Raw genomic sequence first — 25802 nt, 5'->3', positions numbered from 1 at the left:
GGGATTGAAAGAGTAACAATTATGAAGTCAAACCGTATTCAATGGCTGTTCTTTTTCGTTGCGATCGCACCTCAGTGCTTCGCGGTCCAGCGGCCGAATATTTTGTTCTGCATTGCGGATGATGCTTCGTTAGAGCATTTCGGAGCAGATGGTTGCACTTGGGTAAATACTCCAAACATTGACCGAATTGCTAAGGAGGGGATCAACTTCACATCCGCCTACACGCCGAACCCGAAATGTTCTCCATCGCGATCAGTCATCATTACAGGCCGTAATCCATCCACCGGATTTAAGGATACGGATCCAGGCCCGACGATGACTGCGATCGTAGAGGCTGGAGAGGACTCTAAGTATTGGAAGCTGGCGCTAGGAAAACGCGGAGCTGAAGAGCTTTATGATGTTGAAAAGGATCCCGAATGCATAACAGACCTCTCAGAAAACCCGGAATATGCTCAGCAGATGGCTGCGTTAAAAAAAGAGCTATTTGAGCAATTGACGCAGCAAGGCGATTTGCGCATGACGGGTGATGGAGACTGGTATGATGGCTCTGAGAATCCCTATTTCACGGAAAGCGAGAGAGACTTCTATCAGAGAATGAGCGAAGGAAAAATCGGTAAAAATCGCTCTGCCGCATATCTCCGACCAGACTTAGAAGATGGCATGTAGCGATTTGGGATGGCGGCCATCGAGTGCCGTTTATCTTTCGCTGGCCCGCGCAAGTGCAGCCGCATTTGCAGTTCAATCAGTTGATTTCCCTCTCCGATGTGATCGCTACTTTTGCTGAGATGTTCGAGGCGGAATTCGACGACGATACGGCGGAGGACAGCATCCGCTTTTTGCCAGGACTATATGGCAAGGAAGTTTCGAACCCGCGTGAGTCGATCGTGCATCATTCGTTTGGTAGCCGTTTTGATGAATGATGCAAAGACTGATATCTGGAAGCGTCAGATGAATCAGCCACAACCGAAACGACAGCGGACGACAAAGAAGAAGCAAAAATAGAAAGGCGGTATGAACGACATGAACCCAACCAATGAGAGAACAATGAAACGAATCGCAACTGTAGTTATTCTCGTTCTCGCTATCGCATCGTCGGCGCTTGCGGAGAATACAAAACCGAACGTCATCATCGTTATGACAGACGATCAAGGCTACGGCGATCTCGGTTGCCATGGCAATCCGATTCTCAAAACTCCGAACATTGATGCGCTGTTCAGCGATTCGATTCGCTTTACCGATTTCCATGTTAGTCCGTTCTGTACACCGACTCGCGCGGCGCTGATGACCGGAAATCATCCTGGGTATACGGGAGCCTACCGAACCAGCTCCGGGCGCACGATGATGCATCGTGACGAAAAAACGGTAGCGAATCTGTTCGCCGAAAACGGTTACGCTACTGGCATGGTCGGCAAGTGGCATCTGGGGGATAACGCTCCGCATCGACCGCAGGATCGCGGTTTTCAGGATGTCGTTTGGCATCGTTGTGGCGGTGTGGGCCAAGCATCGGACCACTGGGGCAATGACTACTTCGACGATATCTACGAACGCAACGGAAAGTTCGAGCAGTTCGAAGGTTATTGCACAGACGTCTGGTTCCGGGAAGGCATTCGCTTTGTTCAAGAGAATAAAGACAAACCGTTCTTTCTTTATCTGGCACTCAATGCTCCGCACGGGCCGTACCTCGTGCCGCCCGAGTGGGCGAAGCCGTATGCGGGCAACAAGGAGGTCGCCAATGCAAACTTCTACGGGATGATCGCAAACATCGATTACAACATGGGGCTTTTGCGCGCGCAGCTGAGCGACCTCGGGCTGGCTGAGAACACAATCCTGATTTTCATGACAGACAACGGAACCGCTGCAGGTGGGAAATTCAAAGGTTTGGATTCAGAACCGCTTGTCGGTTACAACGCGGGAATGCGAGGAAAGAAATCGTCGGTATACGACGGCGGGCATCGTGTTCCGTTCTTTGTTCACTGGCCGGCGGGCGGTCTGAGCGGTGGTAAGGATATCGAAACGATCGGGGCAATCATTGATGTGCTACCGACGTTGGCAGACCTTTGTGGCATTTCCGTTTCGGATGATTACCAGCCTGATGGTGTTTCACTCAAACCGCTGCTAAATCGCTCCGGAAAAAGTGGCTCCGAACCCGCCGGATCAAATCCAGCGTGGCCGCGGGATCATCACATCGTGCAATATCACGGTGGGGCGGGAGCAAAAACCTTGCCTTCCAAACCGTGGGAGTACACCGTCGTGATGACCGAGCAGTGGCGTCTGGTGAACTCTGGCGAACAGACCCTTTATGACATTGAGGCCGATCCTGCGCAACGCAACAATGTCGCTGATGAACATCCCGAAGTCGTCGCTAGCCTGCGTGAACGGTACAAACCGTTTTGGGACAAGGTTTCGCCAAGACTGACGGCCGTGCGGATCGATGTCGGCAATCCCGCCGAGAACCCAACCGTGCTCTGCTCGCAAGATTGGTACATGCCAAAAGGAAACCCGCCCTGGAATTTCCAATCCATCAAGCGGCTTCCCAAGGTCACCGGACCTTGGATGCTGGAAGTTAAGCAAGCCGGCCGCTACCGCATCACGCTCAGGCAGTATCCCAAAGAAGCCGACAAGCCGGTGGTGGCCGAGCGAGCGAAAATCGAAATCGCGGGCATGACAAAAGAACTGTCGGTTCAACCTGATAGCAAGGGTGTCGTCTTTGAGGTCAATCTTCCAGCGGGGCCAACCAGGTTGGTGACCTATCTCTATGATGCGAAGGGACGGGCTGGCGGTGCTTACTTCACAGAAGTGGAAGCGTTTTAACTAAAGTCAAGGCTCTGCCTCAAAACTGCGTAGCGACCGTCGCCAGACGGTGGACTTATGAGCGAGAGCGCGATACGAACCCATCCATGCTCTGGCGAGCGAAGCTACGACAGGAAATAATCGCTTGTACTCAATAACGATCCAACCCATTTTGGACTTGCCCCTGATGAGAATCAGACAACTCCGATCCGACGTGCGGCGCGGTCGTAGCACCGATGGGCCAACCGTTGAAAATGACGTCCAAGACATTGTGCTTTGGAAGAACCAAGCAAAATGATCCAAAACAATAATGACTCCGCACGCTGCCGCCAAACCGAGGTATCGAAATGAAGACAATGATCGTATTCGTGGGACTTGTGTTATTCTGCAAACAGTGTCTCGCCGCTGATGACATCACGCCGGATCGCGTCGTGACTTACAAGACCATCGGTGACGTGGAGCTGAAACTACATGTTTTCGAGCCCGAGGGACATCAGAAGAGCGACAAGACCCCTGCCATCGTTTTCTTTTTCGGTGGCGGTTGGTCGGGCGGAGACCCCAAGCAATTTTTTCAGCAAGCTAGAACACTTGCCGACCACGGTATGGTTGCCTTCTCGGCGGATTATCGCGTCAAAAGCCGAAACAAAACGTCACCGTTTGAATCGGTCAAGGACGCGAAGTCGGCGGTGCGTTGGATCCGCGGGCACGCGGCCGAACTTGGAATCGATCCAGAGAAGATTGTGGCTTCGGGTGGCTCTGCGGGTGGACATGTCGCTGCATGCACCGGAGTGATTGAGGGCGAAGAGGAAGCAGCGGAAAACCTGACGGTCAGCTCGCGTCCCAACGCGATGATCCTGTACAATCCCGTCCTGGATACAACTGCCAAAGGCTATGGGCTATCCAAAGTCGGCGAATCGCGCCAGACAGACATCTCGCCGTGTCACCATGTGCGACCTGGCATCGTGCCAACGCTGCTGTTGCACGGCACAGCGGACACGACGGTACCGTTTGAGAACGCGGAACGCTTCGCGCGATTGATGGAAACGGCCGGAAACCGATGTCAGCTCGAGGCTTTTGAAGGCCAGAATCACGGGTTCTTCAATTCGCCGTTTTTCCGGCCCAAAACCAAGGACACCACCGTTTACAAGCAAGTGATGCAAAAGAGCCGTGCATTCCTGGTTTCACTGGGCTATCTGGACGACTCAGCGTCAGCGAAATAGGAAAACTCAAAACCAGCAATGCACGTGGTTTGCGTTGATAGTGGCATTACCGCCGGCCTCTATCCAGACATCTTGTAGGAAGCCCTGGGGCAGGGATGCTTGACGAACGAATTTCACCGTGTGCTCGCATGATCAACGTCTGATCTAAGCCCGTGTCGCAAATGCCTAACTTGCTGACGCAAATCGTGTCTGAAGTCATGGTTGGCCGACGTTAAGCTGGAAAATGCTTGCTTATCCCTTCCCAATTATTCTTTCCAACGAAACCTTCGTTGGAAAGAAGGTCAAAAAACAAGATGCCTCATTTACGAATCCGATTGCTGATACCGATCGTCGTCGCTCTCATGACTCATGCCTCGACAGCCATTGCCACAGAGCCGACCTGGGAGGCGATGGCAGAGACTTACCATCCGCCGGAATGGTTCATCGACGGCAAGATTGGAGTGTGGACGCACTGGGGTGTGCCGTCATCTATTGACGAGAATCGCCCCAATGATGGTTCGCACTACGGACGCAGGATGTACGGCCCCAATGACGGTGAAACGGGCAAGCAATTGGAGATGACTCAAACGCTAAGTGAATGGCATGTTGAACGGTATGGAGATCCATCCAAATTTGGATACGAAGATTTCGTTCCCGGCTTCAAAGCTGAAAAATGGGATCCCAATGCGTTAGTCAGATTCTTTAAAGACAACGGGGCGAGGTTTGTCATGCCCGTTGCCACGCATCACGACAACTTTGATATTTACGATTCGTTCCATCCGTGGAACGCCGTCGACATGGGACCCAAACGTGACACGATTGCCGAGTGGAAACAGGCGTGCAAGAAACAGGGATTGAAGTTCGGCGTATCGACTCACCTGTATTGGTCGCCACGTTTTTTCAAGCAAGCTCGAAAACATCAAACCGCAGGCACGCTCGAATCAAAACTTTTCAACATGGACTACGACCCGAAAGACTACGTCCAGCAAGACAGTTGGAACGAGCATTGGTATTCGCGATGTTGGGAATTGATTGAGAAGTATGATCCCGACATGTTCAACAACGATTCGCCATTTCCCGATGAGCGACGCGGCAAGTCACTAGGATTGAAATTGTTTTCGTCGTATCTCGATCGAGATAGAGCCGAGAATAATGGCGAGCAAACCGTCGTGTTGTCCTTCAAATCCACGGCAATGAATCGAGCGGCTTTCACTTACAACTGCGAACGCGGAATGTCGGGCGAATTGCAGCCTGAGCCCTGGATGTGGGCCACCGACGTTTCGGGTGGATGGTTTCATCGCAAAGGCTCGATCACGCGGATGAGCATTCCGGTTTTAATCGCAAACGCGGTCGATGCAATCAGCAAGAATGGAATTGTGATGATGAACGTTGCGCTACGTGGTGATGGCACATTGCCAGCAGACCAAGCAGCCTATCTTTCGGCGTTTGGTGATTGGATGAAGATCAACGGCGACGGTATTTATGGTTCGCGTCCGTGGAAAGTATTTGGCGAGGGGCCAACGGAAATCAAGACTGCTCGAACGGGCGAAAACACCAAGCCCTACAAGGCACAAGACATTCGCTTTACGACCAGAGCGGGCAAACTATACGCCTTCGTCCTGAGCACTCCCACGGAAACTGTCACGATCAAGTCGCTGGCGAGCGGCGGATTGCTCGAAGACGACATCGAGTCGATTTCCTTATTGGGCAGTGACGCAGAGGTGCAGTGGAATCGATCCGATGAATCGTTGACGATCGAGTTGCCAAAACCGTTGCCGAATCAACCCGTAATCGCCTTCGAGATTTCAACCCAATAGCACGTTTGCAAGCCATTTCTGACAAGATTTAAGCCGAGCAATTGAAGCAAGGCGAATCAGCATAAATTAACGCCTATTTGCAGTCGTTGGGCTTTCGATTTCAGCGGCAGCCAATTATCAGGAACTTTATGATTTAACGTGCGATTTGGCGAATTCATTAACCATCCGGCCCGGCGGAGAGGTTTTTTTGAAATAGATCTTTTTGTAAAACCGACTAAACTTGTCACCTGTTCCTTACAATAAGAAAGACGAGGTAGGATTGCCTACTTTGCGGACGTGAAGCGACTGGCTGCCTCATTGCCAGTGCAGTAACCCGCTTGCATTTCTCAATGAATATTCAATCACATAACTTGCTGACTCGAATTTCGTTGCTGGAGCTTGCGCAGTCCGGGAAAGACCATCCGGCTTGGGAGGAATTGCTGGGCTACTACGAACCGTTTATTGGACGGATCCTGGTTCATATGGGGGTCTCTCGTTCGGATGTTGATGATGTCTGCCAATTGGTGCTGATGCGTCTGTGGAAAGATCTGGTCAATTATCAGCACGATCCCCAGCGGGCCCGTTTTCGTACTTGGTTGTCGCATTTAATCCACAGCACTCTCGTTGATTGGCATCGGAAACGCCGACGTGATCGACAAAACGTGGACGCTGGTTCGATCGAAGTTGATCAATTGCTGATCGATCAACCCGAATTAGAACTGCAAATTGAAGCGGAGTGGAAAGAACATATTGTGGATTTAGCGCTCGAGCGTCTGAGAACCATCTTTTCAGGAAACGCCGTGGATGTTTTTGTCCGAAGCGTCGAGGGAGAGTCTGCCGCCGAGATCAGTCGGCAATTGAATATCAGCGAGGAGAGTGTGTACGTGTTGAAACATCGCGTCAAAAAACGACTTGTCCGCGAAGCGTATGAGTTGCGACGAGAATTGGAATTTCCCGATAGCAAGTCATGATCATCATGGCACTCAAGTGTAACGCAGTGTTCTGTTCTCCCCAGTAGCCTGGTTTTTCAACCGATTGATGACAGACAAGCATTCCCATCGTGAGTCGCTTCAGCGGATCAAGCCGATTGTGGACGATGTGTTCGATCAGGCCGATCCATCGCGGGCGTATGGTGATTACCTGGAATCGGACGACGATATATGTCCTCTGTATTGTTCGATTTCGCGAATCAAGGAGCGTTACCAGGACCCCGAGCTGATAGGTCGCGGCGGGATGAAAGAGGTCTATCGTGTGTATGATGCGCGGGCGGTGCGTCACGTCGCGATGGCCAAGCCATTGCCGGAATTTTCGAGCGACCAATATGACGCGTTCTTGCGTGAGGCACATCTAACCGCACGTTTGGATCACCCCAACATCATCAACTTGTTCGATATGGACGTCGATCCAGAGGGGCGTCCTTTTTTCACGATGGAATTGAAGCTCGGTCATTCGCTGCGAGAGATCATCAAGTCGCTGCAAAATGGGCGAGCGAAAGAAGAGTTCCCGTTGCACAAGCGATTGGAACTCTTCGTGCGAGTTTGCGATGCGATTGCTTACGCTCATTCGCGTCGCGTGCTGCATCTGGACATCAAACCCGAAAATATTTTTGTAGGCGATTATGGAGAAGTGAAGGTCTGTGATTGGGGGATGGGCGTCGTAATGGCCGGCGATTCGGAACAAAATGACTCAACCGTGCTGTTGGATCCCGATCTTTATGGTTCGCTACTCGAATCGGCCAGTGGGACGCCGATGTACATGGCCCCCGAGCAGACGGACAAACGACAACAGAAAACACCTCAAATGGACATCTACGCCCTGGGGTGTCTGTTGCAGGAAATGTTGACCTTGAAACCGCCGACTAGCTCGAAGTCAGGGAACTCGAAGTCAGGGAACTCGAAGTCAGGGAACTCGAAGTCAGGGAACTCGACGATCGATTCTGCGTTGGCGGCGACGATTGCCGAGGCGATGGCACCGCAGCCGGCCGATCGTTATCAGCACGTCGAGGCATTGCGAGAGGACATTTCGCGTTTTCTACTTGGGTATAGCACGTCTGTCGAGCGAACCAGTTTACTGCGTGAGACAAGGTTGTTTTATCGACGACATCGCGACGCCTGTTCGATCACGCTCGGCTTGCTCACTATTTTGGCGATCTGCGTTTCCTATTTTGTGTTGCAGCTTCGCACCAGTCGCGAGCAGGCTGTACAGGCAAACGCGGTAGCGGTGGAAGCACTTGCTCGGTCGCAGGAAGCATATGGAAGGGCCGAGCATTCTCAGTTAATCGCCGAAGAGGCTCAGTCGTTTGCTGAGGAGGCGCATCTGCAGACCTTAGCTGCACTGGAAAGCTCCAATCAAGCAAAACGACAGGCAGAGGACTCTTTGGAGAAGTATCTGGCGGAAAAAAGAGAATCCGATCGACGTCGCGCTCAGCAAATTATCGCTGCCGCGAGGCATTCCGAATTTGTCATTGACTCGGCTTTAGAGCGAGAGGATTCATTGCGGCCCGCCATCCAGCTCACGCTCGACCACTTGGACTCGATTCTCGATTTTGACCCTCCGCCGATATCGTATGCCTGGACTCAGAAGTTTTGGATTCTGTTTCTCACTCAGGATTTCAAAGCGGCGCTTGATCTGGTTGAAAACGGCAAACAGATTACTCCCGATCTTGTAAGTCTTGCCGAAAAGTATTTGCCGTATCTAAATGCGGACGGTTACCTCGATTCCATTCACCTTATTTCGGTAATGCATGATTTGATTGCAGCAGATCGTTGGCGAGCACCACTCGCGGAAAAAATGATGATCTACGACGTCATTCATGATCGCTCGCCAGAAGAGAAGCTTGCGATTGCGCGAGCTTGGGTTTTGATCAACAATTCCCGTTGGAGTAGCGAAGGAATGACTTACGAACCCGAGACCGCAACAGTGCATTTGCGTGGACCGGGCCTGACGCATTTGAACAGGACCATGGCAATTTCCGAACGCCATCCAAATCGGTTTAGTCTGCTGCATATACTGAAACCAAAAGTGCTGGATCTTCGTGAGACGCAAATTCGCGACCTGTCCGAACTTCGCAGCTTACAGCTTCTGGAAATTGATATTCGGCAAACACCAGTGACGGATCTAACTCCGTTGCGGGGCAGCCGAACTCTCCGGCGTATCTTCGTCGACCCCGGTCAGGTATCGGCATCACAAATCGAGAGCCTGCCAGCGTGGATCGAAGTTATTCTTGGATCCGAATGACGACGGGGGGAGAACCCTCTGCGAGTTTCGGCGTGGACGCTCTCTTTGGCGAATAACCAAGCCTGCGGTGCACTTCCATGACCATCGGAAGGTCGAATGCGATCGCTGTCGCCCGACCACCCCGCCACGGCCTCAGGAATGGGGCAAGCGATTCGGTGATATCGGTGGTCCCGAACGGTCTGGGCGAGGGGAATTTAAAAAAACGAACATTTTTTCTGTTAGGTGTTCAGATTCCTGGCGTCAGTCTCGGTAAAGGGGGTGTGAGGAGCGTCGTTTCCTCCATTCGAAATCAATTTTATTTCACGCTATTAAAGGTTGAACATGTCTACACCCGATCGCATCTCCCCTAATAGACGCGGGTTCACGTTAGTCGAATTGCTCGTTGTCATCGCGATTATTGGAGTGTTGGTTGGATTGCTGCTTCCCGCGGTCCAAGCGGCTCGTGAAGCGGCACGCCGGATGAGCTGCAGCAACAACTTCAAGCAGATCGGCCTAGCGGTACACAATTACCACGCGGCCTACAATCAAATTTCAACGCATGGCACGGGAACCGAAGGCACTCGCCGATTCCCTGCCAACAGTGGTCATGTACCCATTGTCAAGAATTCCTTGGAGCTGAGTTGGCTCGTCGGTTTGACTCCTTTCATGGAGCAGCAAGCGTTGTGGGAGCAAATTTCCAACCCGCTGCGAGAGCCTGTTACGGGTTTAAGCTGGCCTCCATTCGGCCCCAGTCCGCGAATCACTCTCAACACCCAGGCTAGTTATCAGTACGACCCTTGGTTGACCGAGGTTCCTGGGCTTCGATGTCCTAGCGATCCGGGAACGGGTTTGCCGGCACAGGGACGTACAAATTACGTTGCCTGTATTGGCGATTCCGCAGATTTCATCGGAGGCGGGATTAGCGATTCCGGCACCCAATCATCCGCTGATGCAGAGCGATCTAGAGCTGCGAATCGCGGTTTCTTTGTTCATCGTCGTGGATCACGGTTTCGAGACGTTCTGGATGGATTGTCCAACACCATCTGTGCTGGCGAGATCGCGACCGATCTTGGAGACAATGACATCCGAACCCGTGCGAACATTTCGACAACAGGAAACGTGACAGCAGCGAACGGAAACAGTACCTGCGACTCGTTTGTCGATGCGAGCCGTCCGCAATTTTGGGCCTCTGTTCCGAGTACAGCTCACGAAACCGCTGGAGGCCACACGGCTGGTGAAGCGAAGCGTGGCTATGCATGGGCGATGAGCCGCGGCATCTGGGGGAGCATGAACACAATCAAACCACCAAATGGTTCTGTTTGCGTTATCACGAACGTATTTAACGACGGCCTCTACCCCGCCAGCAGTCGCCATCAGGGCGGATGTCACGTCTTGATGGGCGATGGAGCCGTGAAGTTCATTACCGAGTCGATCGAAGCTGGCAATCAAGCGAGCGCTCATGTGGGCAATCAAACGGGACTGCTGCCAGCGGGCTCGCAATCTCCTTATGGATTGTGGGGATCATTGGGCACGCGGGCATCGAAAGAAGTCATCTCGGCCGACTTTTAGTCTTCGCTTGCATCAGACCTCCACTGGTTTGAAAAAAATTGCATCCGTCGACCAAGCCGCTTGCCAGCAACACAAGCGACTTGCATTTGTATCAAAGATTTTACTTCCGTTTTCGAGATGAAATGTTATGAATCGCCTTTTTAATCGCGTCAGTTTGTTGGCTTTAGCCTTGATGTTTTCGTTTGCCCTGGGCTGCTCGGAGTCGAGTCAATCCTCCGTCGTTTCGGATCAGGACGAGTTGGCGAAGTGGGCTGCGGAGAATCCTCCGCCAACGGAAATCGACCCCACCATGGTCGACAAATAGTGATCGCATCTCGGTGGAATTAATCATCGATTTGGATTCCCAAACTTCGTTAAACCTCGATCAAGAAATTGGTCGAGGTTTTTTTGTGCGGTGTATGAAATCATCCAAGAAGGACGCGATGCTGATGTTCCTCATCCCAACGCAGTGAAATCTTAAAGCCACCACCTGTGCGCATTGCTTGAAGCAAGGCGACGTGATCTTGGCTATGATGGTCATCGGCAGGGGATTTGCGATGATCCTGCGCAAGGGCAAACGATATCTTTCCGAAACGATGAATGGAAAAATGACTAATCAACTTGTACGTGCTAACCATCGTCTCAATTGGCTACCAACCACTTGCGACATACATCACTTAAGAATCCGTTTTGTATCGTCGCTACTTCTTGCTCTGGTAACGCTCGGAACTTTTTCTGAGTCACTCGCGACCGCAGCGGGCACCGACAAGCTGAACTTCGTCGTGTTTGTCGTCGACGATCTCGGCTATATGGACATCGGAGCGAACAACCCAAACTGTTTCTACGAGACGCCCAATGTAGATCGTTTGGCAGACTCTGGAATGCGATTCACCGATGGATACGCTGCCAATCCGGTTTGTTCGCCAACGCGATATAGCTTGATGACGGGAAAGTATCCGACGCGAGTTCGAGCGACGAATTTCTTTTCAGGTAAACGCGGCGGGCGATTCAATCCGGCCCCACTCAACGAACACATGCCGCTCGAGGACATCACGGTTGCCGAGGCGCTCAAGGGCGACGGCTACTCAACCTTCTTCGCGGGCAAATGGCACCTCGGCGAGAACGAAGATTACTATCCTCAGAATCAAGGCTTTGACGTCAATATCGGCGGGTATAGCAAGGGCGGCCCTTATTCAGGCAATAGATACTTCGGGCCGTTTAAGAACCCGCAAATGGAGGTCGAAAGTCCTGAGGGGGATCACTTACCTGATCGCCTTGCCCGCGACACAGCCAATTTCATTGACGAGAACAAGGACAAGCCGTTCCTCGCCTATTTGGCGTTCTATTCCGTGCATACGCCACTGATGGGACGCCCCGACTTGGTGCAAAAGTATAAGAAGAAAGCGGCGTCGATTAACGGTGTTGAGTTCGCCGACGAAGAACAAGTGTTTGGCAAACAGCCTCGTAAAGTCAGGGTGTTGCAAAAGCATGCCGTCTATGCCGCCATGGTCGAGGCGATGGACCAGGCCGTTGGTAAAGTGCTCAAGCAACTCGAGGACTCAGGAGTTTCCGACAATACCGTGGTCGTATTCACATCGGACAACGGCGGTTTGTCGACTTCCGAAGGATCGCCAACCAGTAACCTGCCGCTGCGAGGTGGCAAGGGTTGGGTTTACGAAGGCGGCATCCGTGAACCTTGGATTGTTCGTTATCCGGGTGTCACCGCTGCCGGGTCGGAGTCATCCGAACCGATTTGCTCGATTGACCTGTTCCCCACCCTTGCCGCGGCAGCGGGTGTTAAGGTGCAGCATGCAATCGACGGCATCGACATTCGTCCGGCGCTGGAGGGAAAACCGCTTGATCGCGAAGCACTCTTCTGGCACTACCCGCACTATAGCAACCAGGGTGGCATTCCCGGTGGTGCGATTCGCGAGGGCGGTTACAAACTCGTCGAACGTTACGAGGACGGCCGCGTCCATCTTTACAACTTAAAGGATGATATTGGCGAACAGAACGATCTGGCCAACATGATGCCCGAGCGAGTCGACGAAATGCGACGTCGGCTACACGCTTGGTACCAAACGGTTGATGCACAATTCCTGCAACCCAAAGATGGCCAGGTTCCCTGGAAACCATAATCAAACTTATGGTTCGGTTAAGACTACATCAGATCGAGGGACGTGGAATGAATAAATGGGTTGCAGTTTTTGGTTTCGCGGGCTTCGCAATGTTCTCTGCATTGATGGCGAATGCAGAAACAAGCGTGAAGCCGAATGTTCTGTTCATTTCGATTGATGACCTCAATGATTGGGAGGGCACACTGGGTGGAAATGCTCAAGCGAAAACCCCGAATTTGGACAAGCTGTTCCAATCGGGAGTCCTCTTTACAAATGCACACTGTTCTCAAGCCGTTTGCACTGCATCGCGAAACTCTCTACTGAGCGGTATTCATCCGAGCACATCAGGCTGGTATAGCTCCACTGCAGCGATGCGGAAGACTTACGATCACGTGATGGGTGATCACAAAATGCTGCCTGAGTATTTTCGCGATCACGGTTACGAAACCTTGGCTGCGGGAAAGGTTTTTCATCAGGGAGTTTCTGACTACAAAGATCGTACGGAATACTTCTGGGACGAAATCGCCCCGACCTACAAAGTCCCGAAGCACTTGTTGGCTCGCGGCGAAGGCTACGGCGGAAAGATGTTTTATCCTTTCCCCAAAGGCGGCAGCCAGATCATCGATCGCTACGGCAAAAAATTCGCCGATGGAAACTCGCTGTGCTACGGCGCGTTGGATCGTGAGGACATTCCGGGCGGCATGATGTTCGACGAGTTGACCGCGGATTGGGCCAGGGGGCAGTTGCAACGAGACCACGACAAACCGTTTTTTTTGGCGGTCGGGTTTGTCCGTCCGCACGTTCCCTACACCGCGCCAAAGGAATTTTTTGACCTCTACAACTTGGACGATGTGAAATTGCCGGATGTTCCCGATAACGAGATGGCTGACATTCCGCTGATGGGCAAAGCCATTGCGTATGGGACAATCAAATCCGGCGACCACCACGCAGTCGTCAACCTCAGCGATACCTATTGGAAGGAAATGGTCTATGGCTATCTTGCCTGCGTCTCGTTCGCAGACGCCCAAGCGGGCAAGGTGCTCGATGCACTCGCTAACAGCAAACATGCCGACAACACGATTGTGATTTTATGGTCGGACCACGGCCAGCACCTCGGTGAAAAGAAGCACTGGCGGAAACAATCGTTGTGGGAAGAATCCACCCGTGTGCCTTTGTGCATTCGCTTGCCGGGCCAGTCAACAGGAAGCCAATGCCCGCAAGCTGTCAGTCTGCTGGATGTCTATCCGACATTGGTAGAGCTGTGCGATTTGCCGAAGGCCCCAAAGCTGGAGGGCGACAGTCTGGTTCCGCTGGTCACCGACCCGACGCTCGTTAGGGACAAACCCGTGCTGACTACGTGGTACTACGGTAATCACTCGATTCGCAGCAATGACTGGCGATACATTCGCTACCGTGACGGCACCGAAGAACTGTATGACCATCGTAAAGATCCCGGTGAGCATACCAATTTGGCCAGCAGTCCCGAGTTTGCGAATATCATTGCCGATCACAAGAAGTGGCTGCCCAAGCAGGATGCGTTGCCAGCCGGGAAAGAAACTTGGGACGGCGACCAGCTGGACGACCGCGTCAATGCATGGAAGGAAAATAAGCCAGTTCCTTCTTGGCTGAAATAGATGAGTCCCGTGCCTTGGGATGGGGACGGAGTTTCGCTGATCCTTTGCGTTCATGCGATTGCCACTCACAGCGCATTCGCAGGACGTTAGAATGTAGCTACTGTTGCCGGATCAATGAAAATCTCCGACTGGCGATGGTCCGGCCATTTATTTAGACCCCACCGAGGATTGACACTTGAAATCGAAACCAATCTATCTCTTGCTATTTGTGGCCCTGTTTTTTACCACGCCACAGTTGGTGAATGCAGACGAATACGACGTGTACCTGCTTGCAGGACAGTCGAATATGGATGGCCGCGGCAAAATGAGCGAATTGACAGCACAGCAACGTCAGCCGTTTGACAATGCGATCATCTTCTATCGCAACTTGCCTAAATCGAGCGACGGTTGGCAACCGCTTGCTCCCGGGTTCAGCATCGCGCCCGGGTACAAGGGCGAAGTGCCCTCGTCCACATTCGGGCCGGAGCTGGGATTTGCAACGGAGATGTTGAAGTCCAATCCTGAACACAAGTTGGCGTTGATCAAAGGTTCCAAAGGGGGCTCGAGTTTGCGACGAGATTGGAACCCTGGAGTCCAGGGTGAACCGAAAACTCAAGGGCAACGCTATCGTGACTTCGTCGAGACGATTCAGCTCGCGACGAAAGCACTGAAAGAACGAGGTGACCGCTACACGATTCGCGGATTGTTGTGGCACCAAGGCGAATCGGATTCAAATCTATCCTCCGACGATTACGAGGAACGCTTGTTGCAATTCGTCAGTCGCATTCGCCAAGACACTGGTGTGCCGGATCTGCGCGTCGTGGTTGGCGAAGTCTTTGATAATGGAAAACGCGACAATGTCCGCGCCGCAATCCGCGCCGTCGGTGCTAGCGGTCCAGGGTTTGGGTTGGTGACCTGCGAGGGCACGGCGACGTGGGACGAAGGGACGCATTTCGATGCCGCTAGCCAGTGGTTGTTGGGGCAACGGTATGCCACCGCCATGCAAAGCATACAAACGTCCAATACGCCACCGGCAAACCCCAGCCGTTAGCAGCGAGCGGAAAAAAGTGCCCCGTTCCGTGTAGAGCCGGTTCCCACCGGCCGTCCATGACGGGCCGATGCAGAGGGTCGGTATGCGGCAGCCCAATGCCATCTACTTTGGCACTAAACGGGTGGCGTTTTTAGCGGTGCGGCGCAAGCCGCCCGGTCTAATTCGAACGTTTTACTCGCCGCGACCAGACGGCTCGCGCCGTGCCGCTACCAAAGAAGATGGTATTGAACGTCGGCCGGTAGGAACTGGCCCTACGCTCTAACATTGCGTCAATAAATGGCAGCTAATTCCCGCTCGATCCTTTGATTTCCTCGATGCCGCTGGATCAATCAAGAATTCAGTTGCAACAAAATCGGCCGCATTGTCGCTGGAGGTTTTGACTTGACCGATTCCATGGGTCATACTGCCGATCCCGCCCCACTTTCCCTACCCCGCCACCTCTCGGCGACGTTTCAACATGAAGCTCTTGATCCACGCCCTGGTTCGTGTTTTTATCCCCGTCGGCATTCTGGCCGCCGGTGGCTATGGATTTGCCGTTTTGTCTGTGAATCCTGAGCAGGAACAGAGCGAGCCAGCTGAGAAACAGGTGCTACGCAGTCATGTGTCATCGCTGAATGCTTGCGATTTTGCAGTCAAAATTGAAACCCACGGCATCGTCGGGCCGCATAACCGCGTCACTCTGAGTGCGGAAGTCACCGGCACGATTCGATCGACGCAGATCGCGTTCGAAGCTGGTTCATTCTTCAAGGCTGGTGACCTGTTGTTGGAGATTGACGACCGCGACTATCAAACTGCGCTGGATGTTGCTCGGGAACAACACAAACTTGCAAAAGCAACACTATTGCTAGCCGAATCGGCCAACGGTCGGATGCAACAGCTCACTCGTCAGGATAGTGCATCAACGTCGGAAGCCGATGCTACTTACGCATCGCTCGTGCAGGCCCAGTCGCAGGTCGAGGTAACGGCCTCGGCGATTGAGCAGGCTGAACGAAATTTACAACGAACAAAAATCTTCGCTCCCTTTGATGGACGCGTTGTCACGAAGATGATCGGGGTTGGGCAACTGGTCAGCCCTGGCACGGTATTGGGCGAAGTCTTCGCAGTCGATTATGCGGAGGTACGTTTGCCGATCGCCGCTCGCGAATTGCGACATCTGAAGCTGCCGGAAATGGAAGGCGACACTCCGGTCGAAGTGGAATTGCGTGACGCGATTGAGACGTCGTCGGGTGCAACGTGGCAAGCACAGATTGTTCGCACCGAAGGGACGCTGGATGCAGACTCGTTGGAACTGTTTGCGATAGCGAGAATCGATGATCCGTTCTCGCTGCAGGGCGATCACGCCGTATTGCGAATCGGCCAACCGGTCGTGGCGAGCATTCGCGGCGAGACATTAAATGACGTGATCGCAATTCCTCGTGGTGCAGTCCGGCGGTTAGATCAGGTGTATTTGATTGATCAAGAAAAACTGACGTTGCGTTCTCTGACGATCGAACCGCTATGGTCCGATGCCGATCATGTGATTGTACCGGGGCGGTCGATCCGCAGTGGAGAACTGCTCGCTACCACGATGCTGGTCTATGCACCCGAAGGTAGCCCGATCGAGATCATCCCCGAAGACAATGCCCCTGTCTCGCTCGCTGGCACGCCGCCTGAAATGGAAGCGACACCGTGATTCGTTGGTTTACGAACAACGGCATTGCGGCCAATTTTTTGATGCTCGCGATCATCGTCACGGGCGGTTATGTGGCGGTCAATCATGTGCCATTGGAAGTCACCCCCGCGTTGAGCTGGGACACGGTGATCATCGAAATGGAGTACCGTGGCGCGACCGCGAAAGACGTCGAACGCGCGATTTTGATTCCGGTCGAAGCGGCACTAGAAGGCATCGACGGAATCAATTCGCTAAACGCCGATGGGCATCGTGGCGCGGCCAAGTTCTTCTTGCGTGCGAATCGTGGCAAGGACTTGCGAAACTTGATGGACGACGTCAAGGCTCGGATCGACACGATCACTACGTTTCCGGCCGAGACGGAACCGCCACGTGTTTTCATTCCTGAGTCGGCAAACTATTACGATATTCTGCAGATCGCCGTCATGGGCGAGTTGTCACCGCATGATATGCGGCACGTCGCACGGCGAGTTCAGCAAGACTTGCTGGAGATGCCAGGAATCAGCCGTGTTGATATTCGCGGGGAAAAGGAATCGGAAGTTTCCATCGAAGCCGACGTTGAAAAGCTGCTCGCCTACAACTTGAGCTTCCAAGATTTGGCAGACGCAATTCGTGGGTTCTCATTGGACCTGCCCGCCGGCGCGATCGACAGCGACAGCGGTACGTTCATCGTTCGCACCCGCGGTCAAGCGTATTCGGAAGACGAATTTAAGGACATTCCGATTCGATCCGCGGCCGGCGCCGAAGTCCGCCTTGGTGAGGTCGCCACGATTCGGGACGGCTTTGTCGAAGGCGACCAAAAAATGTTTTTCAACGGCAAACCAGCAGTCTTTGTACCGGTGATGCGAGTCGGCGATGAAAGCGCCTTGGGCATCTCCAACGAGGTTCGTGAATATGTCCGCACGGCACGAACGCGATTTCCCGAAGGCATTGATTTGGAGATTTGGGATGACGAGTCGTTGCAAATTCGACATCGGTTGAGCACGTTGGCGTGGTCGTTGCTGCAGGGCGGCTTTTTTGTGCTTTTGATTCTAGGCTTGTTCATTCGACCGGCGCTCGCGTTTTGGATTGTGATCGGCATTCCCGTCTCCTTTGCTGGAGCGGCGATGTTTATGCCTTGGTTCGATTTGACCGCCAACGTGATGAGTCTGTTCGGGTTCATCATCGTGACAGGAATTGTCGTTGACGACGCGATCGTGACTGGCGAAAACGTCTACTCTAAGATCATGGAGGGCGTGGATCCACTCGAAGCAGCCATCGAGGGGACTCGCGAAGTGGCAACGCCGGTGACGTTTGGGGCGTTGACGACGGTGGTCGCCTCCTTGCCGCTGATGTTTTTTGATGGAACATGGGGCGATTACGCACGGCAAGTGCCACCGGTGGTCGCGCCGGTGTTGTTGTTCTCGCTGATCGAATCGAAGTTAATTCTGCCGGCACACTTGAAGCACCTGCGTCGGAAAACCGGTCGCGGTTGGTTCGCAAGATTTCAAGCCGCAATCGCGTTGGGACTCGAACGTTTCATCACAGCCATTTATCAGCCTTCACTGAATTTGGCGGTAAAGAATCGTTATGCCGTGATCACGGGATTTGTTGCGTTGGGTTTATTGATGGCGGGCTACTGCGTTGGAGGACGAATGGGTTTTGTCGCCTTCCCAAGCGTGGACAACACAAAAATCAGTGCGATGTTGGATCTTCCCGACGACACGCCACTGGAGGTGACGGAACGCTACGTTGATCGCATTTCGGATTCGCTCGATCAGCTGAAAACGGAATTCGTTGATCCCGGTACGGGGAAATCGCTGGTCCAAAACGTTGTCCGCATGACGGGCGGTCGTAGACCCGGATCGAACTTCGACAAGTCACGCGGCTACATGGCCTTTGAAGTTCTGCCGCCCGAAGAGCGAACGGTGCCCGGACCGAAGAACAGCGACTTGGCAACGCGTTGGAGCGATCTGGTTGGTGAGATCCCCGAGGCACGACGGTTTGAAACGCGATCCGAAGCAGCGCTGGTTCGCGATAGCCAATACGACGACGAAGACCTCAATATCGAACTCCGCGGTCCATCGTCGCCCGAAAAGAGAGCGGTCGCTCGCGAGATCAAGGCGATGTTGGACGGCTACAGCGAATTGAAAGATCAATTTGCCAACGTCACCGAAGGGCAGGACGAACTGGAGATCAGTTTGAAACCTCGGGCGGCCGAGTTGGGGCTGACTCAGTCGGCGTTGGCCAGCCAGGTTCGGCAGGCGTTCTTCGGCGAAGAGGCTCAGCGTTTGCAACGCGGCATCGATGATATTCGTGTGATGGTGCGATTGCCGTTGGAGGCACGTCGATCGTTGCACACACTGGATCGCATGAAAATTCGCACGCCGCGAGGTGCAGAGGTGCCATTGGAAACGGTGGCGACGATCAATCTGGCAAAGGCTCCTTCGTTCGTCGAACGCAACGATCGCGCGGAGATCATTCGGTTGGGGGCACAACCGGTCGATGAGGCCGTCGATGTCGTGGGGATCTCCAAGGAACTGGCTCCGAAACTCGACGCGTTGTGTATCAAGAACGGATTGTCGTACCAGTTTCTCGGTTATGTCGCCGAAGCAGAGAAAACGAAACAGCAAACCATCATCGGTTCGACGCTCTTGTTTTTGACGCTGTATGGACTGCTTGCGATCGCGCTGAAATCGCTTATTCAGCCGATCTATGTTTTGCTGGCAGTTCCTTTTGCGATCATTGGAGCGTTGGTCGGCCACATTTGGCTGGATTTGACTCCGTCTTACCTGTCGATTTTCGGAATGCTGGCGCTGGCGGGGATTGCGGTCAACGATACGTTGGTGATGGTCGATTTCATCAACCGCCGAACCGCTTCGGGGATGCCGTTGTTGGACGCGGCGTTACAGGCGGGCGGAAAGCGATTCCGTCCCATCTTCCTTACTTCGATCACGACGTTCGTGGGGTTATTACCGTTGATGATGGACGAATCGATCCAGGCCCAGTTCTTAATTCCGATGGCCGTTTCGCTTGCCTTTGGTGTTTTGTTCGCCACCGCGATCACGTTGTACATGGTTCCCTGTGCGGTGATCGTGGGCGCGGACGTGGGGAAATGGGTAAAGGCGACGGCGCGTTGGTACTGGTCGCCGTTGTCCAGCCGACCGGCTGCATCGGACTCGTTCGGTGGAAGTCACGAATCGGGGTGAAAACGGCAATTAATGAACGCAATCTCGATTCGGTAATGGTTCCTTTGTTTGCCCAGCTCCCTAATGAATCTCCAGTGCAATCATGTTGCTCTGATTGGTGGGATTCGATCATGGTGTTGGCCGAGAAAGTGAACGGGGCGGTCAGCCGCTATTCAGTTGCGGTTTAGCAGCAAAATGTTAGGATTGTGAACATGCGTTCCTCATGTCGCATCACCATTGGGTTCGGTTCTCGACGGACGGGGCGACGATTCTTAACGTGTCGCTGGGTATATACCGGTGCAGCGACGATCCTTTTGTGAGCCGACGGTGCTAGTGGGCTGTTGATTTAATCGAAAAGTCAATCCCAGGGGTGAGCCGTTGATTTAATCGAAAAGTCAATCCCAGGGGTGAGCCGTGGGCCGTAAGGCACCGGGTAATGCGTGGAACCCGGCCGCTCACGCGTCACGGCTCAGATCATTATGTGGAATGACTCATATTGACCTGCTTAAACGGAGAGAAACGATGACGAAGGACGCTTCCCCCCCGGATTCTAAAAGCTCGGATTCTAAAAGTTCTGATTCCAAAAGCTCGGATTCCAAAAGCTCGGATTCCAAAAGCTCGGATTCGATGGCTCCGGTTCACCAAGTTTTGCAGGACGTCTGGGGGTACGACTCGTTTCGGCCGCTGCAAGAAGCTTCGATCCGCAGCGTCCTGGATCGCCGTGATAGTTTGACGGTGCTGCCGACCGGGGGCGGGAAATCGCTTTGTTTCCAGGCACCGGCGCTCTGTATGTATGGCATGGCGGTAGTCGTTTCGCCGCTGATTTCGTTGATGAAGGATCAGGTAGACGCGTTGCGAGCCTGTGGTGTCGATGCCGCATTCATCAATAGCTCGTTGACTCAGGCTGAAAAACAGGCCGTTGCGGAGCAAATCCGTGCTGGCAAAACCAAACTGCTGTATGTCGCTCCGGAACGATTGCTGTCTAGCCGGATGCTGGAATTTTTGCACCAGACTCCGATTTCGTTTTTCGCGATCGACGAAGCTCACTGTATCAGTAATTGGGGGCATGACTTTCGTCCCGAATACCGCGGCCTGCGTGTTCTAAAAGAACAATTCCCTGCGGCCGCCGTGCATGCTTACACTGCGACCGCTTCGCAGCCGGTGCGGGATGATATCGTCAGCCAACTTGGGCTTCAGAAAGCCGAAGTGTTGGTTGGCAATTTTGATCGTCCGAATTTGACCTATCGCATGCTGCGAGCAAACGGCCGATTGCAGCAAGTCGTTGATGTGATCGGTCGGCATCGCGGCGAATCCGGGATCGTGTATTGCATTAGCCGCAAAGAAGTCGAGCGGACCGCGGCGGCGCTGAATCAGTTGGGGACGGTTGCTCTGCCCTATCACGCCGGAATGAGTGACGAGGATCGGAAGCAAAGCCAAGACGCATTCATCAAAGAGAAATGTGATGTGATCGTCGCCACCGTCGCCTTTGGAATGGGGATTGATAAGTCGAACGTGCGGTTTGTGGTCCATGCGGGCATGCCAAAATCGATCGAGCACTACCAACAAGAAAGTGGTCGTGCCGGGCGTGATGGTTTGGAATCCGAATGTGTTTTGATCTACTCCGGTGGCGACGTGGTCACGTGGAAAAAAATCATGCAGGGCGACTCGCAAGCCACCGGCGGCGGTGCACTGCAATCACTCGAAGCGATCAATCAGTTGTGCGGCAGTCCCGTGTGTCGGCACAAGGCTTTGGTCGAATATTTTGGCCAACCCTATACGCACGAAAATTGCGGGGCCTGTGATTTCTGTCTCGATGAAATCGAATTGGTTGACGATCCAATTACGTTGAGCCAGAAGATTTTGTCGTGCGTTCTGCGAGTGCAAGAGCGTTTCGGAGCGTCTCACGTTGCCAAGGTTCTCGTTGGTTCATCGGAACAGCGGATTGTCCAACTCGGTCACGACAAATTGAGTACACATGGTTTGTTAACCGACGATGGATTGAATGCGGTGCGGATGTGGATCGATCAATTGGTCCAGCAATCGTATTTGCAACGCACCGGTGAGTACCAGATTCTGTCGCTTTCCGAGTCGGGCCGCCGCTTGTTGCACCGTGATGGAAATCCACGATTGAGTGTCCCTGGTAAAAAAACACGCTCACGAAGCCGAGTAGCGTCGGTGGATTCGTGGGACGGAGTGGATCGTGAATTATTTGAAACGTTGCGGAGCAAGCGAAGTGCGATCGCATCGGAGCAAAACGTACCGGCCTATATCGTGTTCGGCGATGCCACGCTGCGTGAACTCGCTCGCGTTCGCCCGACAACACTCGAGGCGTTTGGCAAAATCAAAGGAGTCGGCGATCGGAAGCTGGCCGATTTTGGCGAAACGTTTCTCGAGCCGATTCGGGCTTATTGTGAAACCCACAATCTCGAAACCAATGTGAAAACGGTTCCCGCGCCGGCTGCACCCGCTGCTGTACCACGCGCGGTCTTGCCCAACGCCAACTCGATGGCCGCGTTCGATAATTTTCGCCGGGGCGAGACAATCGAAGAAGTCGCTGAGAAATTGGGGCGAGCGGTCTCGACCGTCGTCGGCTATCTGCAGGATTTTTTGCGTCAAGAAAAAATCACCGATTCGTCGCCCTGGGTGGACGAGCAGACTCGTGATTCGATTCTCGGCAATCTGCATTTGGTGGAAGAAGGGCGGATCAAACCGATGCATGAATTCTTTGAAGGCAAGATTTCCTACGAAGCGATCCGTGTTGTCTTAACATGCCATCAAAATGCGGAAACACCCGCCGCATCCGAAGCCAACTGATCATGCCTTGTTTCGTTTATTCGCGTCGCTGAAGTCGCAATTGGTTGCGTCCGTCGTACGTCAGCAGCAGTGCTCCGTCCGCGGCGAATTGTTCAAAGATTGCTGCGAAATACCCCTGCTCGCCGGGCCACGGAAAGGCAAAGATTAAATCGAAGTCGTCGATCGATTTCCCTAACGCTTCGTAGGCACTCGGGCTGTCGATATCGACGTTTTCAAAGTCTTGGTTCACGGACTCGATCACCGAGCGATCCTCAGGCAAAAAACTGCCTTCGACAAATTCGGCGTCGATGTCAAAGTCTTCGGCGAGCAGGCGAGATTGATCGATCAAGTCACGCTCGACCTCGATTCCGACCGCGTCCATACCTTCGATCGCCGCCAACATTGTGACGACTCCAAATCCGCTGCCCCACTCCAGAAACGAATCGCCACAAGTGATGCGGTTTTCGACTAACCACTGAATCGCGGCCCCGACCAATTCAAAATCGGAGACGACAAAGTTGTGAATCGTGTCGCGGCGATTTTTGGTAAACGCATCCACTCGCTCGTTTGCTTCTTCGATCAATTCGAGATGTTCGTCTGGATGCGACGCGTCGTTGAAGCTAGGCAGGGGGACGTTCTTTAGCATTCTGATCAAATGAGTTTGTTAGGAGGACGATATTCGCTCGAACTGAAACACCGTTGTCGATTTGGGATGTCGATCGAGCAGGTTTACGCCTCACCGAGTTGCTCACGCAGCGACTTCATTCCTCGGTGAAGCAGTCCCGCAATCGCTCCGCTGGATTTATCCATCGCTGCGGCGACTTCGCTCAACTTCAGGCCGTCGATGTAGTGCAACCGGATGGCTTCACGCTGCGCCTCGGGCAACTGCTCGATTGCCAAGGCAATTCGTACCACGTTTTCGCCCAACGCCACGTTTTGGCTGGGCGTGGGGCCATCACCTGCCAACAATCCTTCGAGCCGCATCGAGGACTTTGCCAACTGTTGCTGCATCGATTGTTCGCGGCGGACGTCCCGCTTGTCTCGACGGAAATCGCGATCGAGATGACAAAGGTGGCGGGCAAGAATTTGTCGCAGCCAGCCGCGGAATTCGGCATCGCCCGTACCTCGGAATTGATCAATCGCCTGGACTGCCTGCAGCATCGTTTGCTGAACAATGTCCGATGCGCCAATCTTCGCCTGCAATGCCCGCCGCATCTGTACTTTCGCAAGCATGCGAAGGTACGGTTCGTAGTGAGCGACGATTGCCGGATCCGACGTGTCGATGGGCGTTTGGTCTTCCGAGTCCGATGTGTTTGACATCGCAGTGTCTTGTTCTCGAGGGCGTGGCAAGCATCCATGACAGGTAAAAATGGCTCGCATCCGGAGAGTAGCTGAGCCGCCCCCCATTTTAGTCGATATCCGCCAGCACTTCTTCGATCGCTTGGGTTACGGTCTCTGCGAGATAACGCAGTTCCTCGTCCGATGCGACCAACGGCGGCATCAGCACGATGACATCCCCGAGAGGGCGAATCCAGGCCCCGAGTTCGGTCGCACGCTCACAGATCTCGCGTCCAATCATCCGGTCGGCGTCAAATGGCGTTTTGCTTTCGCGATCGGCTACCAATTCGATTCCCACCATTAATCCGCGGCCTCGCACGTCGCCGACGTGAGCATGGTTTGCGATCGGAGCGAGGCACTCACGTAGAAACTGGCTCTTGGCGTCAATCGTTTCGGTCAAGTTCGTGTCGCGGAACAAATCGAGCGAGGCCACCGCGGCTGCGGCGGCAAGCGGATTTCCGCCGAAGGTATGGCCGTGGTAGAACTGTTTTCGCTCGGATGATTTTCCTAAAAACGCCTCGAACACATGAGGCCGTGCGATCGTCGCCGCCATCGGCAAGTAGCCTCCGGTGATTCCTTTGCCCATGCAAAGAATATCCGGCGTGACACCTTCGTGGTCGCAAGCGAACATGCGTCCGGTGCGGCCGAATCCGGTGGCGACTTCGTCCACGATCAGCAAGACGTCGTATTGGTCGCACAATTCACGGATGCGGGCCAGCAGACCAGTCGGGTGCGTGATCATTCCCGCCGCACCCTGGACAAGCGGTTCCATCACGACGGCGGCAAGCTCGGCGTGGTGTTGCTTCAACAGCGATTCGATTTCGTTGGCGTAATAATCACAGGCGTTGTCGGCTTGGACGCCATCGGGCAATCGATAGCTGCACGGCAGCGGCCCCCGCACCGGAGTGAAAATGATCGGAGCAAATAATTGGTGGAAGTACTTGATTCCACCCAGCGAGACCGCACCGGTCGTGTCGCCATGGTAGGCCGACGAGAGTGCTAGGTAGCGAGTTTTGGTGGTCTTTGCTGATGTCGACGAGGAGTTTTTCAGATGCCAGTACTGCAGCGCCATCTTCAGTGCGGCCTCGACTGCGGAGGACCCATCGCTGCTAAAGAAAACGTGCTTCAAATCGCCGGGCGTGACCTCGGCCAATCGCTCGGCCAACTGGTCGGTGACGTCCGCCGACATGCCCAGCGTGGTGATATGGCTGACGCGATCGAGTTGTGCTCGGATCGCCGCATCCATTTTCGGATTGCGATGGCCATGGACGTTGCACCACAGGCTTGCCACGCCGTCAAAGAGTCGTTTCCCGGAGGTGGTTGTTAGCCAGCAACCTTCCGCACGATCGATGACGATATTTTGAAAATCGGCCATCTGTGTGAACCCGTGCCAATGAAAACTTTGGCTTTCGGGGGGGGCGGGAACGCTGTTTTTTTCGAGCGTAAGCGGGTGGTTGCTGCGAAATTGCGGTGGTTTATCAGTAATTCGTGAAGTCATCGCGAGA

At 53.6% G+C, this 25802-nt stretch carries 18 protein-coding genes; 15 read left to right on the top strand and 3 right to left on the bottom strand.

Annotated features, from left to right (window positions below; all coding sequences use genetic code 11):
• Nucleotides 1-21: 21 nt before the first annotated feature.
• The 15 genes from SH528x_RS28120 (at nucleotide 22) to recQ (ending at nucleotide 22980) form a co-directional block, all read left to right on the top strand.
• Nucleotides 22-666 carry a sulfatase-like hydrolase/transferase gene (locus SH528x_RS28120; RefSeq protein WP_442506761.1) on the top strand — a complete coding sequence of 215 codons (645 nt, stop codon included), beginning with the start codon at nucleotides 22-24 and terminating at the stop codon, nucleotides 664-666.
• A 23-nt stretch (nucleotides 667-689) separates the two neighbouring features.
• Nucleotides 690-920 carry a hypothetical protein gene (locus SH528x_RS28115; protein ID WP_442506760.1) on the top strand — a complete coding sequence of 77 codons (231 nt, stop codon included), beginning with the start codon at nucleotides 690-692 and terminating at the stop codon, nucleotides 918-920.
• A 124-nt stretch (nucleotides 921-1044) separates the two neighbouring features.
• Entirely contained in the window at nucleotides 1045-2811 is a 1767-nt protein-coding gene (locus tag SH528x_RS28110; protein WP_442506759.1) for an arylsulfatase, read from the top strand.
• A 326-nt stretch (nucleotides 2812-3137) separates the two neighbouring features.
• On the top strand, nucleotides 3138-4010 hold the full coding sequence (locus SH528x_RS28105; protein ID WP_442506758.1) for an alpha/beta hydrolase: 873 nt from the start codon (nucleotides 3138-3140) through the stop codon (nucleotides 4008-4010).
• Nucleotides 4011-4303: 293 nt separating this feature from the next.
• On the top strand, nucleotides 4304-5806 hold the full coding sequence (locus SH528x_RS28100) for an alpha-L-fucosidase (RefSeq protein WP_442506757.1): 1503 nt from the start codon (nucleotides 4304-4306) through the stop codon (nucleotides 5804-5806).
• 329 nt (nucleotides 5807-6135) lie between these two features.
• Entirely contained in the window at nucleotides 6136-6756 is a 621-nt protein-coding gene (locus SH528x_RS28095) for an RNA polymerase sigma factor (RefSeq protein WP_442506756.1), read from the top strand.
• A gap of 67 nt (nucleotides 6757-6823) precedes the next feature.
• Nucleotides 6824-9022 carry a protein kinase domain-containing protein gene (locus SH528x_RS28090; protein ID WP_442506755.1) on the top strand — a complete coding sequence of 733 codons (2199 nt, stop codon included), beginning with the start codon at nucleotides 6824-6826 and terminating at the stop codon, nucleotides 9020-9022.
• Nucleotides 9023-9343: 321 nt separating this feature from the next.
• A complete protein-coding gene (locus tag SH528x_RS28085) occupies nucleotides 9344-10570 on the top strand; it encodes a DUF1559 family PulG-like putative transporter (protein ID WP_442506754.1) in 1227 nt (408 codons plus the stop codon).
• A 127-nt stretch (nucleotides 10571-10697) separates the two neighbouring features.
• Nucleotides 10698-10874: a hypothetical protein gene (locus SH528x_RS28080; RefSeq protein ID WP_442506753.1), complete on the top strand. Its 177-nt coding sequence runs from the start codon at nucleotides 10698-10700 to the stop codon at nucleotides 10872-10874.
• 283 nt (nucleotides 10875-11157) lie between these two features.
• A complete protein-coding gene (locus SH528x_RS28075) occupies nucleotides 11158-12687 on the top strand; it encodes a sulfatase (RefSeq protein ID WP_442506752.1) in 1530 nt (509 codons plus the stop codon).
• Between the two features lie 47 nt (nucleotides 12688-12734).
• Nucleotides 12735-14300: a sulfatase gene (locus tag SH528x_RS28070; RefSeq protein WP_442506751.1), complete on the top strand. Its 1566-nt coding sequence runs from the start codon at nucleotides 12735-12737 to the stop codon at nucleotides 14298-14300.
• A gap of 175 nt (nucleotides 14301-14475) precedes the next feature.
• Nucleotides 14476-15330, top strand: a complete 855-nt coding sequence (locus tag SH528x_RS28065) for a sialate O-acetylesterase (RefSeq protein WP_442506750.1) — start codon at nucleotides 14476-14478, stop codon at nucleotides 15328-15330.
• Between the two features lie 457 nt (nucleotides 15331-15787).
• Nucleotides 15788-17002, top strand: coding sequence for an efflux RND transporter periplasmic adaptor subunit (locus tag SH528x_RS28060; RefSeq protein WP_442506749.1), 1215 nt, complete (start codon nucleotides 15788-15790; stop codon nucleotides 17000-17002).
• On the top strand, nucleotides 16999-20187 hold the full coding sequence (locus SH528x_RS28055; RefSeq protein WP_442506748.1) for an efflux RND transporter permease subunit: 3189 nt from the start codon (nucleotides 16999-17001) through the stop codon (nucleotides 20185-20187). Before SH528x_RS28060 ends, SH528x_RS28055 begins: the two co-directional genes overlap by 4 nt.
• A 606-nt stretch (nucleotides 20188-20793) precedes the next feature.
• The gene (gene recQ, locus SH528x_RS28050; RefSeq protein WP_442506747.1) at nucleotides 20794-22980 is read left to right on the top strand and encodes a DNA helicase RecQ; all 2187 of its coding nucleotides are present in this window, start codon (nucleotides 20794-20796) and stop codon (nucleotides 22978-22980) included.
• Between the two features lie 16 nt (nucleotides 22981-22996).
• Here recQ and SH528x_RS28045 read toward each other — a convergent pair whose 3' ends face one another.
• From SH528x_RS28045 to bioA, 3 genes are all read right to left on the bottom strand, one after another.
• Nucleotides 22997-23605: a hypothetical protein gene (locus tag SH528x_RS28045; protein WP_442506746.1), complete on the bottom strand. Its 609-nt coding sequence runs from the start codon at nucleotides 23603-23605 to the stop codon at nucleotides 22997-22999.
• An 83-nt stretch (nucleotides 23606-23688) separates the two neighbouring features.
• On the bottom strand, nucleotides 23689-24279 hold the full coding sequence (locus SH528x_RS28040; RefSeq protein WP_442506745.1) for a sigma-70 family RNA polymerase sigma factor: 591 nt from the start codon (nucleotides 24277-24279) through the stop codon (nucleotides 23689-23691).
• An 88-nt stretch (nucleotides 24280-24367) separates the two neighbouring features.
• Nucleotides 24368-25795, bottom strand: coding sequence for an adenosylmethionine--8-amino-7-oxononanoate transaminase (gene bioA / locus SH528x_RS28035; RefSeq protein WP_442506744.1), 1428 nt, complete (start codon nucleotides 25793-25795; stop codon nucleotides 24368-24370).
• Nucleotides 25796-25802 lie beyond the last annotated feature (7 nt).

The sequence above is a fragment of the Novipirellula methanifontis genome (assembly GCF_052161655.1).
Lineage (GTDB): Bacteria > Planctomycetota > Planctomycetia > Pirellulales > Pirellulaceae > Novipirellula.
This window is presented reverse-complemented; position numbering and strand designations above follow the sequence as displayed.